General features: G+C 75.3%; 10 protein-coding genes. 3 read left to right on the top strand and 7 right to left on the bottom strand.

All coding sequences use genetic code 11. From position 1 onward, the window contains the following. Positions 1-45: 45 nt before the first annotated feature. Genes AC0VYN_RS33735 through AC0VYN_RS33720 form a run of 4 tightly spaced genes read right to left on the bottom strand, consistent with a single transcriptional unit; the run spans position 46 to position 2805 of the window. Positions 46-201 (bottom strand): DUF6760 family protein, encoded by a 156-nt coding sequence (locus AC0VYN_RS33735; protein WP_385472989.1) that lies wholly within the window; start codon positions 199-201, stop codon positions 46-48. Beyond that, a complete protein-coding gene (locus tag AC0VYN_RS33730) occupies positions 198-695 on the bottom strand; it encodes a hypothetical protein (RefSeq protein ID WP_451627627.1) in 498 nt (165 codons plus the stop codon). Before AC0VYN_RS33730 ends, AC0VYN_RS33735 begins: the two co-directional genes overlap by 4 nt. Continuing rightward, positions 695-1138 carry a phage tail protein gene (locus AC0VYN_RS33725; protein ID WP_475534028.1) on the bottom strand — a complete coding sequence of 148 codons (444 nt, stop codon included), beginning with the start codon at positions 1136-1138 and terminating at the stop codon, positions 695-697. The genes AC0VYN_RS33730 and AC0VYN_RS33725 overlap by 1 nt, the downstream gene beginning before the upstream one ends. A 56-nt stretch (positions 1139-1194) precedes the next feature. Continuing rightward, complete coding sequence (locus AC0VYN_RS33720) at positions 1195-2805, bottom strand: phage tail sheath subtilisin-like domain-containing protein (protein WP_475534027.1); 1611 nt, start codon at positions 2803-2805, stop codon at positions 1195-1197. A 326-nt stretch (positions 2806-3131) separates the two neighbouring features. On the opposite strand from AC0VYN_RS33720, the gene AC0VYN_RS33715 reads away from it, so the two are divergent. From AC0VYN_RS33715 to AC0VYN_RS33705, 3 genes are all read left to right on the top strand, one after another. Further along, positions 3132-8459 (top strand): hypothetical protein, encoded by a 5328-nt coding sequence (locus tag AC0VYN_RS33715; RefSeq protein WP_475534026.1) that lies wholly within the window; start codon positions 3132-3134, stop codon positions 8457-8459. Between the two features lie 105 nt (positions 8460-8564). Continuing rightward, the gene (locus AC0VYN_RS33710) at positions 8565-9980 is read left to right on the top strand and encodes an eCIS core domain-containing protein (protein ID WP_475534025.1); all 1416 of its coding nucleotides are present in this window, start codon (positions 8565-8567) and stop codon (positions 9978-9980) included. Positions 9981-10092: 112 nt separating this feature from the next. Beyond that, complete coding sequence (locus tag AC0VYN_RS33705) at positions 10093-11532, top strand: RICIN domain-containing protein (protein ID WP_475534024.1); 1440 nt, start codon at positions 10093-10095, stop codon at positions 11530-11532. Between the two features lie 3 nt (positions 11533-11535). On the opposite strand, the gene AC0VYN_RS33700 is transcribed toward AC0VYN_RS33705, so the two are convergent. The 3 genes from AC0VYN_RS33700 to AC0VYN_RS33690 form a co-directional block, all read right to left on the bottom strand. Then, complete coding sequence (locus tag AC0VYN_RS33700) at positions 11536-13596, bottom strand: ATP-binding protein (protein WP_475534023.1); 2061 nt, start codon at positions 13594-13596, stop codon at positions 11536-11538. After that, the gene (locus AC0VYN_RS33695; protein ID WP_385458348.1) at positions 13593-14270 is read right to left on the bottom strand and encodes a Pvc16 family protein; all 678 of its coding nucleotides are present in this window, start codon (positions 14268-14270) and stop codon (positions 13593-13595) included. The genes AC0VYN_RS33700 and AC0VYN_RS33695 overlap by 4 nt, the downstream gene beginning before the upstream one ends. Before the next feature lie 163 nt (positions 14271-14433). After that, entirely contained in the window at positions 14434-15117 is a 684-nt protein-coding gene (locus tag AC0VYN_RS33690) for a helix-turn-helix transcriptional regulator (RefSeq protein ID WP_386921906.1), read from the bottom strand. Positions 15118-15255 lie beyond the last annotated feature (138 nt).

Here is a 15255-nt window from a genome sequence, read left to right as displayed (position 1 = left end):
GGTACCGCCCTGCCGTCCCCGCAACCGGTCCAGGATTCCCACCGCTCAGCCCTCCGCCGCGCGCGTCACGAGGGACGCGATCTGCTCCGTGTACCGGCGTCGGTCCTGGTGCTCCAGATCCAGGATCGCGTCCAGGCCCCAGTGGAAGTGGTAGGCGACGTACGCGATCTCCTCGTGCAGCCGGTCGGTCGCGTACGTCACGATTCCCCCAGGCGGCTCCCGCCGAGTTCCACCTCGAAGGGCTCCGAGCAGTGCGGGCACTGCACGGCCGCGCGGGTGTGTCCCTCCGCGTTGATCTGGCGGTAGAAGTCCTGGAGGAACGCCAGATCGGACGCGAACATGTTCTCCACGACCCCGTCGTGCACCATCGTCAGCGTGCCCAGCCGGGTGATGACCCGGCCGAGCAGCACCACCGACAGGTACGCGGGGTTCTCCTGCACGCGCACGTCGCGCAGCGGGACCAGTTCGTCCCGGGCCGTCGACAGGCGCATCACACCGTCCCGGTGCACCGTGCCCGACTCGTCGACGTAACCGCGCGGCAGCTCGAAGGGGAACTCCGTGACGAGCTGCTGCCGGGGCCCCGGGTCCGCCGGGGCGTCGGCAGCCGCGGCGGCGGGAGCCGAACGGATGGAGTCCGCTCCCGCCGCCGCGGACCGGGGTGCCGCGGCGGGTGCCTGGGCGGCCGTACGCCGCATTACTCGATGACCAGTTCTTCGAACACGATGGTGACGGTCTCGGTCAGGGCCGCGGCCTCGCCCGCCTTCACCGTGCTCGTGTCGATCTTGCTGCACCAGGCGTTGCGCAGGTTGTACCGCTTCACCGGGTTGTCCTGGTAGTCCATCATGATGATGGAGGCGTTCTTGCGGGCCGTGCTCATCTGGCCGCGGATCGAGTCGTTGATCCACTGGGTGAACGACGCCGACTGGGTCATGCCGCGCACGACGGTGCACTGGCCGTTCTTCTGCACGCCCGGCAGCAGTGCGACCTCGGCGCGGCCCTGCGAGCTGTTCTGCTGGTAGGTGATGACGTCCTGTTCGAGGGTGAGGCCGCTGACCTCGGCGAGGTACTCGACCATCACACCGTCGATCTGGAGACCGAAGTTGTGTGAAGTGAGGGCGTCACCCGGCTGGAGACTCATGTGTTCGCTGTCCTTCTGGGAATGGGAGGGGGACTACGGGGAGAGGGCGGGTGTGCCTACTCCTCCAGCTCCCCGCTGCCGCTGGAGAACTGGGCCAGCCGGAAGATCACGAACTCGGCGGGCTTGACCGGCGCGATGCCGATCTCGCAGATGACCCGGCCGAGGTCGACGGACTCCGGCGGGTTGGTCTCCTCGTCGCACTTGACGTAGTACGCCTGCTCGGGGCTCTGGCCGAACAGGGCGCCGTTGCGCCACTCGTTGACCAGGAACGCGGAGACGTTGCGGCGGATGCGGGCCCAGAGGTTGTGGTCGTTCGGCTCGAAGACCACCCACTGGGTGCCGATCAGGATCGACTCCTCCAGGTAGTTGAAGTACCGGCGGATGTTCAGGTAGCGCCACGCCGGGTCGGAGGAGAGGGTGCGGGCGCCCCAGACGCGGATGCCGCGGCCCGGGAAGGCGCGGATGCAGTTGACGCCGATCGGGTTGAGCAGGTCCTGCTCGCCGCGGGTGATCTGGAGCTCGAGGTCGACGGCGCCGCGGACGACCTCGTTGGCGGGGGCCTTGTGCACACCGCGCTCGGAGTCGTTGCGGGCCCAGATGCCGGACACGTGACCGCTCGGCGGGATCAGGCGGGACTGGCCGGACGCCGGGTCGAAGGTCTTGATCCAGGGGTAGTAGAGGGCCGCGTACTTGGAGTCGTAGCCGGCCGTCTCCTGGCGCCAGACGCGGATCTGACGGGCGTTCAGGCCGGGCGGCGGGTCGATGACCGCGACGCGGTCGCCCATCAGCTCGCAGTGGGCGATGAGGCCGAGCTGGACGGCCTTGACGGCCTCCAGGTCGATCGCGCCGCGCTGGTAGGCGGCCATCAGGTCGGGCACGGCGACCATGGAGACCTCGTCGACGGCCTCCAGGCCGCCGAAGCCGGTGCGGTCCGCGGAGTCGCCGAGGTACTGCGCCGGGCCGGGGTGCGCGACGTCGCCACGGGAGACCGGCGCGGCCTTGCCCGCCGGGGCGGCGGGCGGCGCGGGCAGGGTCACGGTCTGGTTCTCCGGACGGGCCAGCTGCGCGGACGGCGCGGCCTCCGTCACGGTGATGAGCTTGGAGCGCTCCTTGACCTGGGTGACGACGTAGGCGCGGTTGCCCTTCTTGGCGCTCACGTCGAAGGTCTCGACCGGCTTGTCGCCGTCCTTGACGATCAGCTTGAAGCGCTCGGCGGGGCCCTCGCCCTCGGGGTCGGCGACCTCGACGGACAGCGGGCCGCTCTCGCCGGCGGCGGTGGCCGTCACGGCGAACGTCCCGAGCTGCCGGGGCTCGGCGGCGGGCAGCGCGGCGGGAGCGGTGCCGCCCGTGACCGAGGGAGCGGCGGCGGCCGTCCCCGGTCCCTCGCCGGCGGCGTCCTCGGCGGAACCGCCGACACGGACGACGTACGCGGCGCTGCCGCCGTTGTTGAAGAACCCGTAGACGGAGTGCGCGAGGTAGTACCCGTCGGTGAAGTCACCGAACGCCGCGACGTACTGGGTCCAGTTGGTGACCAGCGTGGGCTCGTTCAGCGGGCCGGTCGGCGCGAGTCCGACGAAGGCCGCCACCGAGGTGCCCACCCCCTCGATCGGGCGCGAGCCGCTGGCCACCTCCTCGACGTAGACGCCGGGCGACAGGTAGGACGGCATGCTCTGCTCTCCTCGGGGTACGAGACAGGACGCCCCTCAGCCTCGCGCGCGCGTTGCCCCCGCCGAAACGGCCCGGGGGGCCGGAGCGGGGGCACCGACACTGCCCCCGGCTGTGCCCGTAGGGGCAGGTCGGACGGCTCAGCCGCTGGTCGGAAGCCCCGGCATCCGGCCGACACGCCCCCGCGGGGGCCCCGTTCCCCCGTACGTCACCCTGTGGCCGTACTCCGTTCATGGGTTAGCCTCCCCGCCTGGCCGGGCTCCGCACCACGCCGAGCCGGCGACGAGGACGGGGACGGGGCCGGCGCCTCGTCGGGCGGGGGCGTGCGATGCGGGGACGGCGGGACGAGTCCGGCACGAACGGCGCCGCGGCGGACCGGACGGGCCCGGCGGCGGTGCCCCCGCGGACCGTGCCCGGCGCCGCCGGCGCCGCGCACCTCCCGGCCGGCCTCCCGTCCGCCGCCGCGTCCGCACTCGGCCCGAGGGAGCTGTGGGCCGTGCAGGGTGCCGCCGGCAACCGCGCGGCCGCCCGCCTCCTCGGCAACCGCACCGCACCGCCCCCGGCGAGCACGCCCGGACCGCCCGTGGTGGCGCGGGCGCCCCTGGCCCCGATCGCCGAGGAGGAGGCGCCGCCGGGACGGCAGGGCGACACCGGCCCCCCGCGGCCCCGGCGCCCCGCCCGGCAGGGCCGGCGCACTCCGCCGGCGGCCGGCCCGGGCGGGGGACCGTCCGGGGCGGGCCGGAGCGACGGCGCGCCGCCGCCCCTCCTGGTGCTGCCGCCGTACCTGCGGGACATGACGTCGGCGGGGCTCTCCACCGCCACCGGGCTGACCGGCCACGAGTTCGTCGGGCACGTCCTCACCCGGGTCACCGGCCGGACGGACGGCGACGTCGCCGCCGTGCGGCGGGAGCTGGCCGGCCGCCCGGAGTCGTTCTACGGCCGGGGCCGCGCGTTCTCCGTGCGGGGCGCCGACGCCGACTACGACGTCACGGTCTCCCTCGGCCCCGGCTCCGGTGCCGACCCGGGGCCGTCCGTGTTCCCGAACCCGGCGGCCACCACGCCCCGGCTGTCGGCGACGCGGGCGGCGGACGCGGAGGCCGCCACGGACCCGGCCACCAAGGTGGACCAGCAGCACAACTCGGCGGCCACCGTGGCGACCGACGCCGTCCGCTCCCGGCAGTTCGGCCTCAGCGGCTCCGGCACGGTGCTGGCCCCCACGCCCGCCCCCGGGGTGTGGGCCGGTGCCGAACTGGCGGCGGGCGCCGCCCTGCGCACCGACCGCGACGTGCACACCACGAGGACGGTGTCCGAACCCCGGACGGTGCGCAGCGCGGGCGGCACGGTGCGCAGTACGCGTCGGGTGACCTACACCGTCCGGATCGACCGGCAGGGCCCCGGCACGGCACCCCAGGAGTTCCACGGCGCCGGCACCCTGACGATGCGGGTGCCGAGCGAGCACCTGGTGCCGATGGGCACCGTCCCGCCCGCCCACGGGCCCGAGCTCGGCGCGCGGCAGCGGAAGGCGGTGCGGCAGGCCACCTCCATGGCCGCGATCTCCGTGGAGGACGGCGCCGCCCCGCACGCGGGGGGCGGCGGGCTGTTCGACACGGTCGCCTCCGTGCTGCATCCCGCGGCGGTCGCCCCCGGCTCGGCCGGACGCGCCCGGCTCTACGAGGCCACCAGCACCACGACCGTCCTCCAGGACCTGCCCCGCATGCTCGCGGGCTGGGTGGCGAGCGAGGACCTGGACGCCGGTGCCGCCGGGGCGGCGAGCGCCTACCGGATGCGGGCCGACATCGTCTCGCTGGTTCCCGGCTGGGGAGCCGGGCAGACCCAGTTGCGCACCCACCAGCAGGTGTCGCACGGAGCGGGCGCCACCGTGGGCAAGGGCTCGAACGGCACCGCCGGCGCCGGCCCCGCCGTGGGCCTCGGCGCACCGGGCGCGGGGCCCGCCGTGCGCTTCTCGGGCATGGGCGTCGCCGGGTACCGGCGCATGCGGTTCACCGCCGCCGACCAGACCGCCGCCACCCGGCAGGGCGCCGAGGTCCGCGGCGGCAAGGTGCTCTACCGCGCCCGGGTCCGCCTCACCGTGCAGGGCACCGGGCCGGCCGCCCCGCGGCACACCGCACGGCCCGCGCGCCGCGGCGCGGAGCACGTCCTCGACGCCTGGGTCACCCTGCGCGCCGAGGAGGCCCACCACCTCGGGCTGCCGCTGCCGGCCGGTACCGAGCCGGGCGAGCTGTACACGAAGCCCGACCGGACCGGGCCCGACGGAAAGCCCGTGACCGGGCCGGACGGCCTGCCCGAGAAGACCGAACGACGGCTGCCGTTCGACGCGGCGGGATCCAGCGTGGCCCTCACGCACCTGGACACCCGGCCCCTGATCGCGGCGGTGACCCGGCTGTTCGCCACCGAGCCGCGGCTGGCCGGCTATCTGCCCCCGTTCGGCGCGCAGGCGACGGGCCGGGACGCGGGCCGCGCCGACGCCGAGGCCCAGCGGCGCAACTACCGGGAACTGGTCACCGTCCTGTCGGAGACCAACCTGCGCGCCAACAAGGACCAGTTGCTGTCCACCGGCGTCCCGGTGCGGCTGCGCCGCAAGACGGCCCTGACCTCCCACGACGTACAGGTCCGGGTGCGCGGGCAGATCGGCGCCCTCACCTACCTCGGCGACACCGCCGACTGGCTGGTGCGCAGCAGCGCGGGCGTCGGGTCGGGCGGTCAGAGCGGCGCCGCCACCTCCCGCCGGGCCGGCGCGCAGGGAGGCGTCCGGGCCTCCCTGGTGCCGGGCGCGCTGAGCGTGGGCGCCGTGGCCGACGCGGCGGTGGAGTCCAGCCGCCGCACCCAGGGCGGCCCCGTCACCCGCACCGACTCGCTGAACAGCGGCGACGTGTCGACCAGCACCTTCGGCACCAAGCTGTGGCTCGGCGTCGACGTCACCATGACCAGCCGGGAACGCACCGCCAAGCGCGCCGTCACGCCGGGCCGCCCCGGACGGCACCGGCCCGAGGCCGAACGCATCGCCTCGTCCGACGACCGCGGCCTGCGGGACAACCCCCTGCGCTTCGACGAGGAGGGCCAGGACGTGCGCCTGAGCACGCCCACCGCCTTCACCGTCGACGAGGAGACGCACGCCCGGCTGGACCGGCACCGCACGGCGGGCCGCACGCGGACCGGGCCCCTGGACGCCTCCGGCATCGGCGACCTGACCACCCGGGCACCCGGCCGCGGCCTGCGCGACTGGGACTTCGTGGAGACCGTCGGCGACGCCAAGCCGGTGCGTGACCTGGCGTTCCAGCTCCTGGCGCAGGCCGCCCGCCGGGGACGCGGCGACGCACCCGGGGACACCGCCTTCGAGACGGAGGGGCTCGCCCCGCGGCTCGCGGTCGAGGACCGCTTCGCCCCGCAGGCGGTCACCGCGGCCCTGCGGCAGGGCGTCACCTCCGGCTGGGTCGTCGCCGACCTGCGCCACCCCCGGCGGCTCACCGCGCTGGACGGCGCGGTCGGCACCCGCTTCGCCCTCACCCGCCCCCGGGTACGGCACCGCTCCACCGGCGCCGGCATGGAGAACATGGCGCTGGGCGGGCACCAGGGCTCGGGACAGCGCGCCCGGACGAAGAGCACCGGCCTCACGGTCTCGGGCCGGGGCGCCGAGGGCGCCGACGGCTGGGGCCTGGCCGAGTCGGCCTCCTACCGCAGCGCGACGGCGACCACCGACGCGACGGCCGGGACGCTCGGCGGCACCGTGGAGCGCAACGCCGTCAACCCGCGCTCCCGCCCCCTCTACCTCGTCCAGTGCGACCTGGACGTCAGCATGGTCGCCGAGGTCACCGTCAACGGCTCGGGCCCCTACGCGGCCGCCGGGCACCGCACCGTCCCCGGCGCCGTCGGCCTGTGGCTCACCGCCGCCCAGCTCGCGGCGGCGGGCCTGCGCGACCCGGAGGAACGGGCGCGGGAACAGCGGGACGCGCTCGCCCTGCTGGGCCCGGACGGCCTCTTCGGGCCGACGGCACCGGAGCCCGACGGAAAGGGGAAGCGGCCGGACCGCGCGGACGGCCGGGAGCCCGCTTCCGCGTCCGGCTCCGGCGACACCGGCACGACACGGGACGCGGCACCGGGCACCGCCCTGCCCGGGCACGCCGGCACGCTGCCCGTCGGCTTCGGCCTGATCGACGAACTCCCCGACTTCGTCCCGCTGCTGAACCGGCTTCGCGCGGCCGTCGACGACCGGAGCCTCGCCGACGACCTGCTGCCGCGCCGCCGCCTCGACGACACCTTCGACAACGTCCAGCGCCTGCTGCGCGTCCTGGACCGGGACGGCGCCACCGGCCTGCTCGCCGGTGCCATGGACGGCGGCGTGCCCGTGGAACTGCTGCGCAACAGCAGCACGCCCGGCCGCCGGGCGACGCCCTACTGGGCCGTCTTCCACGTCCGGCGCACCGGCCCCGGCACGGTCGTCGGGCCGTCCGCCGGCGACCGGGAGATGGAGTACGCGACGGTCGCCGCGGCGCAGAGCGCGCAGGGCCACCAGGAGAGCCGGACCGACGGCCTCGCCGGCGGGCTGACGGGCGGCGCGCGGTCCGAGGACGGTGCCGTCGGGCAGGCCGACGGCACCGCGGGCCCCCTCGCCGGCCGGACGGAGTCCACCGGACGGTCCCGGACCTCCCGGACCCAGACCGGCCTCCGCGCCATCGTCGGCGACGCCCCGTCCGCTCAGGTGCGCATCCCGGTCCGGGCCGAACTCGAACTGCGCTCCGCCGGCGGGCGGCTGGCCACCGTGGGCTTCGACGCGAGCCTGGTCCACCGCACCCTGGAGAAGGACCTCGCGGCCCTCGCCCGGATGACGCCGGTGCCGCAGGAGCGCGCCCCCGGGCAGTACCCGGCGGTCGCGGCCGGCGCACACGAGGCCTCCCCGGGGGGCCTGAGCGCCTGGCGGGCCGCCGGGGCGACGCTCCCGCTGGAGGCGCAGGCCGACGGGTTCCGGGGCGCACCGCAGGTCAGGGCGCTGATCGGCGGGGCGATGGCCGACGCGCACGCCGACACCGGCTTCCGCGGGCCGGGGAACGCCGCGTACTACGCGCACCGCGAGGCCGTCTCCACGGAGTGGCTCCAGGCCGCGCTGCCCCTGCTGGTCGCGGGCGGAGCCGAACTGCCGCCGGTGCACGCCTCCGGGGTCGAGGGGCAGGACATCGACTGCTCGCTGCACGCGCGGCTGCTGGACGGCCGGCTGCTGGGCGAGAGCGAGGAGATGACCTTCGAGACCGTGGCCCAGAGCACGCCGGAGGACGGCCGCCCGGCGGGCGTCGACCACCGGCAGGCGGGCCGGCGCGGGCGCGCGGGCGGCCTCGGCGGAGGCGCCGGTCCGGTCAGGGTCGACCAGTCCGGCATGACCAACACGCCCGGCGCCTTCGGAGCCGAGGGCGGCCCCACCAGCACGGCGGGCCACGCGGCCGGCACGGTGCCGCTGCAGAAGCCGAAGGAGACCTCGGCGCTCGTCCAGTTCACCCTGGAGTTCCGCGCCGTGGCCCGGGTCCGGCACCGGCACACGCAGCGGCTGCGCGGCCCGGCGGCCGTGGGGGTGCGGGACGGCGTACTGGTGACGCCGGTGGTGATCCGGATGCCGGCGTCGCGGGCGCGGCCGTTCGCGGACGGCTAGGCCGGGCCGGACCGGCTGCCCCCAGGGCTGCCCTCGCGGACCTGCCGGTGAAGGGGGTGGACCGGTCAGGCTGGGGGGTCAACCGTCCGTGTCGAAGGGAGCATCGTGCGCGCGCACGGAACGCGGAGACGACCGTCCGACGAGCGGGACACCCACCGCCCCGTGGTCCCGCCGAGCGCGCCGGTCCAGCGGATGCTGGACCTCCAGCACAGGGCGGGGAACGCGGCCGTGGCCCGGGCCGTCGAGGCGGAGCGGCACGAGCACGGTCCCGGGTGCGGGCACGGGCAGGCGGCGGACACGGGCCCGACGGCCCAGCGCGGTCTCCTCGACGCCGCGATGGCGACCCCGAGCAGTCCCCTGCCCGGCCCCTTCCTCGCCAAGGCGAAGTCCTTCTACCAGAACGACAACCTCTCCGCGGGCCGCGTGCACGACAACCCGACGGCGCAGCGGGCGACCGCGGCGATGGGCGCGCAGGCCATGACGGTCGGCAGCCACATCTTCCTGGGGCCCTCGGCCGTCGGGAACACGGAGATCCTCGCCCACGAGGCCAGTCACCTGGACAAGAACCTCAGGGGCGTCCGCGAGACGGGCAACGACAACGGCGCGGGCGTCACCGTCACCGACCCCGGGCAGGGTTCCGAACGCGCGGCGGTCGCCGACGGCGCCGCCTTCGCCTCGGGCGCCGCCACCGCCCCCTCGGTCGTCGCGCAGCGCGCGGTCGACGCACGGGCGGGCGACCGGGAGGACGCCGTCCAGCGCGCCACGGGCGGCCTTACGACCGCTCCCGTGCAGCGGGCCCTGGACCCGGCGCTGGTCGAGTCGGCGACGACGGCGCTGGGCATCACCCGCGCCGTGAAGATCGTGGAGGTGCCGCCCGGCGTCCGGGCCGACCTGCCCTTCGAGAAGTACCCCTCGGGCAACGTGGTCGGCCTGACCCCCGCGGACGGCAAGCTGACCGTCCAGGAGGTCAACGGCTGGCACGACGGCAGCACGCCGGCCAGCGACGTCGTGGCCCAGGCCGGCGGCGGCGGTTACCTGGCCCAGTACGGGCTGATCCTGGTGAACAGCACCGCCGAGGGCGGCTTCACCGTCGCCCAGACCATCCAGCACGAGATGGGACACCTCAAGCAGCACCAGGACGGCTTCGACGTCGACATGTCGGGCGGGCGCCGGGCCCTGGTCGAGTACCACAACGTCCTGGTGAACGAGAACGCCCTGACGGGTCAGCTGCGCATGGAGTACACCAGCTCCGACAACACGATCTCCAGCGCCGTCCGGGAACGCGCCCGGGAAGAGGGCCTCAACCTGGGCAACCCCTGGCAGGCCCTCGTCAACTACGTCCAGGCGAGCGGCGACGCCGGGCAGCAGCGGCTGCTGGCCGCGATCGTGGCCGAGCTCGCGAACGCCAAGTACGACGAGGAGGAGGGGCGCGGCTTCGCGAAGAAGACGAGGCGGGCGAAGATCCAGGACCGCGTCGGGCGGATGTACTTCAACGCGCTCTTCGCGGCCCCGCGGTCCTGAGCCCGGCGGGCGGGCCGCTGCCCGTCCGCCCGCGGATCGCGGGACCGATGGTGCACCGAACTCTGCCCCGGAAGCCCGTGACGGCTTCGGGGCGGACCCGTAGCGTCGCGGCGTGAGCCTTTGGACTTCCCTGGAGCCCGCGTCCGTCACGGTGGATCCCGGCAGCAGCACACGGGTGCGGCTACGGCTGCGCAACACCGGTGACGTCGTCGACGAGTACCGGTTCGAACCCGTCGGGGAGGTGGCGCCCTGGACGACCGTCGAGCCGCATACGCTGCGGCTGTACCCCGGAACGACCGGCACCGTCGAGCTGACGTTCGCGCCACCGCGGACCCCCGACGCCACCGCGGGCCCGAATCCGTACGCGGTGCGGATCACGCCGACCGAGCATCCGGAAGCGGTGACGGTCCCCGAGGGCAACCTGACGATCACGCCGTTCACCCAGGTGCGGGCGGAACTGGTGCCGCCCACGGTGAAGGGCAGGTTCCGGGGGCGGCCGCGGCTCGCGGTGGACAACCTCGGCAACACCAAGGTGACGGCATCGGTCGCCGGCAGTGACACCGGGGACCACCTGACGTACGAGATCCGCCCGGGGAACGTGCAGATCGAGCCGGGGCGCGCGGCGTTCGTGGACACGACGCTGAAGCCGCGCCGGATCATCTGGTTCGGGTCGAAGGAGGAGCGGCCGTACAAGCTGGCGGTGCGCCGGTCGGGCGTCGATCCGACCGAGGTCGAGGGGACCTACGTGCAGCGGGGGTTCCTGCCCCGCTGGCTCGCCACCTTCTTCGGCATCGCCCTGGCCCTGACCATCGCCTTCGTCATGATCTGGATCGCCTACAAGCCCCAGGTCCGCACCAGCGCCACCGAGCAGACGGAGCAGGCGGGCGCCGCGCTCGCGCCCAGCCCCAGTGCCAAACCGGAGACGCTGCCGTCCCTGGAGGCGCCGGAGCCCGTCCAGACCGCCGAGCAGCCGGCCTCCGAGGAACCGAAGAACGACGGCGGCGGCGGTGGCGGTGGCGGGGGCGGCGACGCGCAGCCGACGCAGAAGCCCAAGGGCGAGCCGCCCGTGGTGCCCGCCCGGAACATCCTGCTGCGCAACACCGCCAGCGACATGTGCGCCGAACTGCCCGGCCGTGAGAAGGGGGAGATCAACGGCCCCGTGCAGCAGGCCGTCTGCGACGACACCGACGGGGACAACCAGATCTGGGACCTGGAGGTGACGGACGAGAAGGGCGGTCCCGGCGGGGCGGCTCTCTTCCAGATCCGGAACGTCAAGGACAAGTACTGCATGGACCTGGGCGAGTACGGTGCCCGGCCCTTCGGGACGCCCGTCGCCGAGTTCCACTGCGACGGCACGACCGCTGACAACCAGCTCTGGTGGCTCGACGAGCAGCAGAGCGGTGTCTACTGGATCCGCAACTTCGCCAGCAACAACGCGTGTCTGGACTTGGACGGCGCCGACGGGGGCAACCTCTTCGCCCGGTTGATGATCTACGACTGCGCCGCCTCCGACGACGCGGAGTGGAAGATCGTCCGGCCGGACGAGGACTGACGGTCACCAGCCGCCCTCGCCCGGCACCAGCCGCCCCGCCTTGCGGTACTCGCGGCGGGCGCCCTCCAGCAGGTCGCCCGCCGTCACATGGTCCCCGCGCCCGGCGGCCAGGTAGGCGGCGGTGACCACCGCGCTGCGGATCGAACCCCCGGCCAGCTCGAACTCCCGGGCCAGGGGCTCCGGGTCGATGCCGACGGCGGACGGGACGTGCACCAGACCGTGCCGCCACAGCGCGAGGCGCTGCCCGGCGTCCGGGAACGGGAAGTCGACCACCAGGTCCAGCCGCCGCGTGAACGCCTCGTCGATGTTGGCCCGCAGGTTGGTGGTGAGCAGGGCGATGCCGTCGAAGGACTCCAGCCGCTGGAGCAGGTAGGCGCTCTCCATGTTGGCGTACCGGTCGTGCGAGTCCTTGACCTCGGAGCGCTTGCCGAACACGGCGTCGGCCTCGTCGAAGAGGAGCACGGCGTCGGTGCGGTCGGCCTCCGTGAAGATCCGTTCCAGGTTCTTCTCGGTCTCGCCGACGTACTTGTCCACGATCGACGACAACTGGACGACGTACAGGTCCAGGCCCAGGTCGGCCGCGACCACCTCCGCCGACAGGGTCTTGCCGGTGCCGGACTCGCCCGCGAACAGCCCGAGGACGCCCCGGCCGCGCCCGCCGCCGGCGCTGAGCCGCCAGTCGCCGAGCACCTGGTCGCGATGGCGGGCGCGCAGGGCGAGTTCCCGCAGCTGGGTGAGGGGCTGATCGGGCAGGACCAGGTCCCCCCAGTCCACCGCGGGGCGGATGCGCCGGGCATGGCTCTCCAGGCCGGAGGCCGACTGGCGGCGGGCGGCGAGGCGGACGTGGCCCGCGGTGACCGGGCCGGCGTCGAAGGCGGCCAGGGCGCGGGCGGCCTGCGCGGCCCGCCGGATGCGGTCGCCGCCCAGGCGGTACGGGGCGACGGTGGCGGCCAGGTCGAAGCCGTCGGCGTCCGCGCCGAGCGCGGCCCGCCAGGCGGGCGTCCCGCCGGCCCGGCGGCCCGGTGCCTCCAGGACCAGCGGATCGTCGGGGGACCAGTGCGGGTCGTAGGGGCGGGTGTCCGTCAGCAGGACGGTCACGTCCCTCGCCGCCGTCAGCGTCCGCACCAGCGGGCCCGGCTGCTCGGGCAGGCCCGTGACGACGACGGCCCGGCCGTCCAGGCGGGCCTCGCGCAGCAGCTCGGGGACGTGGTCCCCGGGGTCCGGGCAGTGCAGCGCGTCGACACCGGCGAGGCGCAGCGCGGAGGCGATCGCGGCCAGGCCGTCCCCCTCGTGCTGCTCCCGCAGGTGGACGGTGAGCGGTCCGGCGAGGAGGCGGGCGGCGAGCCGGTGCGCGAAGTCCTCGGCGGCCGGGTCGGCGGGCAGCGGCTCCGGCACCGGGTGCAGCCGGCCGAGCAGCGCGGCGTCCGGGGTGTCGTCGCCGAGCAGGTGGCCGGTCAGCCGGTCGGGAACCCGCAGCGACCGGGTCAGGAACGGGCGTTCCGGCTCCTCGACCTCCAGCAGGCCGAGGGCGCGCAGCGGTGCGGAGGCGTGCAGGCGGGCGCGGGCCGCGGCCGCGTGTGCGGGCACGGCGCACAGTTCGAGGGCGAGGCCCACGGTGGCCCGGCGGCGGCTGACGTCGTCGTTGAGGTAGCCGTAGAGCGGCTCGAAGGTGCGGTCGACGTCGGGGGCGAGGGCCACGAGCAGGACGGCGACGTCCAGTTCGGTCAGCGCCGCCCGTGCGGCCAGCCGTGCCAGCCGGTCGGCCGTCTCCCCGCCGTGACCGTCGCCGTGGACGGCGTCGGGGGCGGCACCGGGGTCCGCCCCGAGGCCGTCGTCACCGCTGTCCGCGGGCCAGGTGCGCAGCAGGTGCCGTACCGCCTCCTCGGACAGGTACAGGCCCCGCAACGGGTCGTCGGCGGTCGGGTCGGTGGCGGCCCGCTGCTCGGCGAGGACGGTCACCCGCTCCCGCAGCACCGCGAGCCGGGCGAGCAGCGCGTGGGCGGGATCGCCGTGGGTGCCCGTGTCCGGCGCGGGGCCGTCGGCGGTGGTGTACGGGGCGCTCACCGCGGGTCCGTGGGCCGGCCGGACCGGGACCTGCGGGCGGCCCGCGCCGCGGCGACCTGGTGGGGACGGTGGGCGCGTCCGGCGGGCTCCGCCGTGTCGTCGGCCAGGTCGCGCACCCGGACCACGGCTCCCTCGGTGACCGGGGGACCGGCGTCGTACTCCGGGAAGGCGGGGAAGGGCGCGGTGACCACCAGGTCCAGGGACGGCTTCAGTTCGCCGCCCAGCGCGGACCAGATCTCGGCGAGGGACCGGGACTCCGTCTGGATGCCGGCCACCGTCAGCGGCACCGACAGGCCCAGCGCGCCCAGTGAGCCGGGGAGTTCGGAGGGCGGCATGATCTCGCGGGGCAGCAGGGTCGCGAGCACGGCGGACAGCAGCCGGTGCTCGTCCTGCGGGGTCTTCGTCCAGGCCGTCACCAGGTACGACAGCCGGAACCAGCGCGGCGGCTGGCGGCGCCGCACCACGATGTCGTCCTCGTCGCGCACCGCCATCTGGCCGCGCTGACGCCGGGCCACGTCCTCCCGGATGTCGTACAGGTAGGCGTTGACCACGGGGGCGTTGCGCCGGGCCGCCCAGTCACGCGTGGGTGCCTCGAAGGACACGTCGATGCCCGAGCCCGTCAACGCCCCGCCGCCGAGGAGGGTCTTGAGGACCTCGTCCACCTCGTGGATCACTCTTGCGCTCCCGCCCTGCCCGCACTGCCGTTCCGCCCGGCCTGCCGTCCGCCGTCGATCGTGCCCCGGGGGCCGTCCGGCCCGCAGGCGCGCCGGGGACGGCGCCCGGGCAGGACGGCCTGCCCGCGCGGTCCCGCCGCGCCGCCTTCGATTGCCCGTTCGGTCAGATGTAGCCTTCCCGCAGGGCAAAGGCCACGGCGTGCGCGCGGTTGCGCAGATGGAGCCGTGTGGTGAGTCCGTGCATGACGTTCTTGACGGTCCGTTCGGAGTAGGACAGCTTGCCGGCGATCTCCCCGGTGTCGAGGCCGTCGGCGACCAGTCGCAGGACGTCCACCTCACGGGGTGCGAGGCCCAGCGAGGGGGCGCCGGGGCGGCCCGCCGCCCCCCGATGCAGGGTCCCCACCTGGCTGATGAGCCGTCCGATCAGGTCAGCGGGCAGGTCGCCGTCGCCGCGGGAGGCCGCCAGCACCGCCTGCACCAGCCGGTGCGCGGTGGCCTCGTGGCGCCACACGATGGCGCCGACCCCGCACTCGACGACGTCCAGCAGTTCGGTCTCGCGGATCGCGCCGACCACGAGGACGGCGCGCGCGCCCTCGCTGCGCACGATCCTCCGCAGCCGGGTGAGCGCCGCCTCGTCCAGCGCGTCCTCGATGAGCAGTGCCACCGTGCCGGGGCCGGACTCCTCGCGAAGGTCGACCTCCGGGTGCCGGCGCAGCTGGCTGATCGCGCCCTCGCGGCTGATCGGGTCCGGAGCGGACACCGCCACCGGAACACGCCCGTCGACGGCCTGGGTGACCCGGCCGGCGCCGAGGGTGGCCGTGGTGGTGGTCCGGGGTGAGCTGAGCAACCGTTTCCCCCCTGTTCACGAGCCCGCCGTCCGGCAGGGGCCGGTAGCGGATGAGCGTGTTCCACACTTCTTCGGCTGCCGGGGCCGCGCAATCGTGGAGCACCACGAGTCACACCACGAGACCAGGGCGAGCACCGT

The organism is Streptomyces sp. 63XJN7_1_ISO-PGPR-S23-121 (genome assembly GCF_056173025.1).
Note: the sequence above shows the minus strand (reverse complement) of the source record. Positions and strands in the feature narration are given on the sequence as shown.

Excerpts from the sequence above, each read along its gene's own strand:
- AC0VYN_RS33730 (WP_451627627.1), bottom strand. The coding sequence starts at position 695 with ATGCGGCGTACGGCCGCCCAGGCACCCGCCGCGGCACCCCGGTCCGCG.
- AC0VYN_RS33725 (WP_475534028.1), bottom strand. The coding sequence starts at position 1,138 with ATGAGTCTCCAGCCGGGTGACGCCCTCACTTCACACAACTTCGGTCTC.
- AC0VYN_RS33720 (WP_475534027.1), bottom strand. The coding sequence starts at position 2,805 with ATGCCGTCCTACCTGTCGCCCGGCGTCTACGTCGAGGAGGTGGCCAGC.
- AC0VYN_RS33715 (WP_475534026.1), top strand. The coding sequence starts at position 3,132 with ATGCGGGGACGGCGGGACGAGTCCGGCACGAACGGCGCCGCGGCGGAC.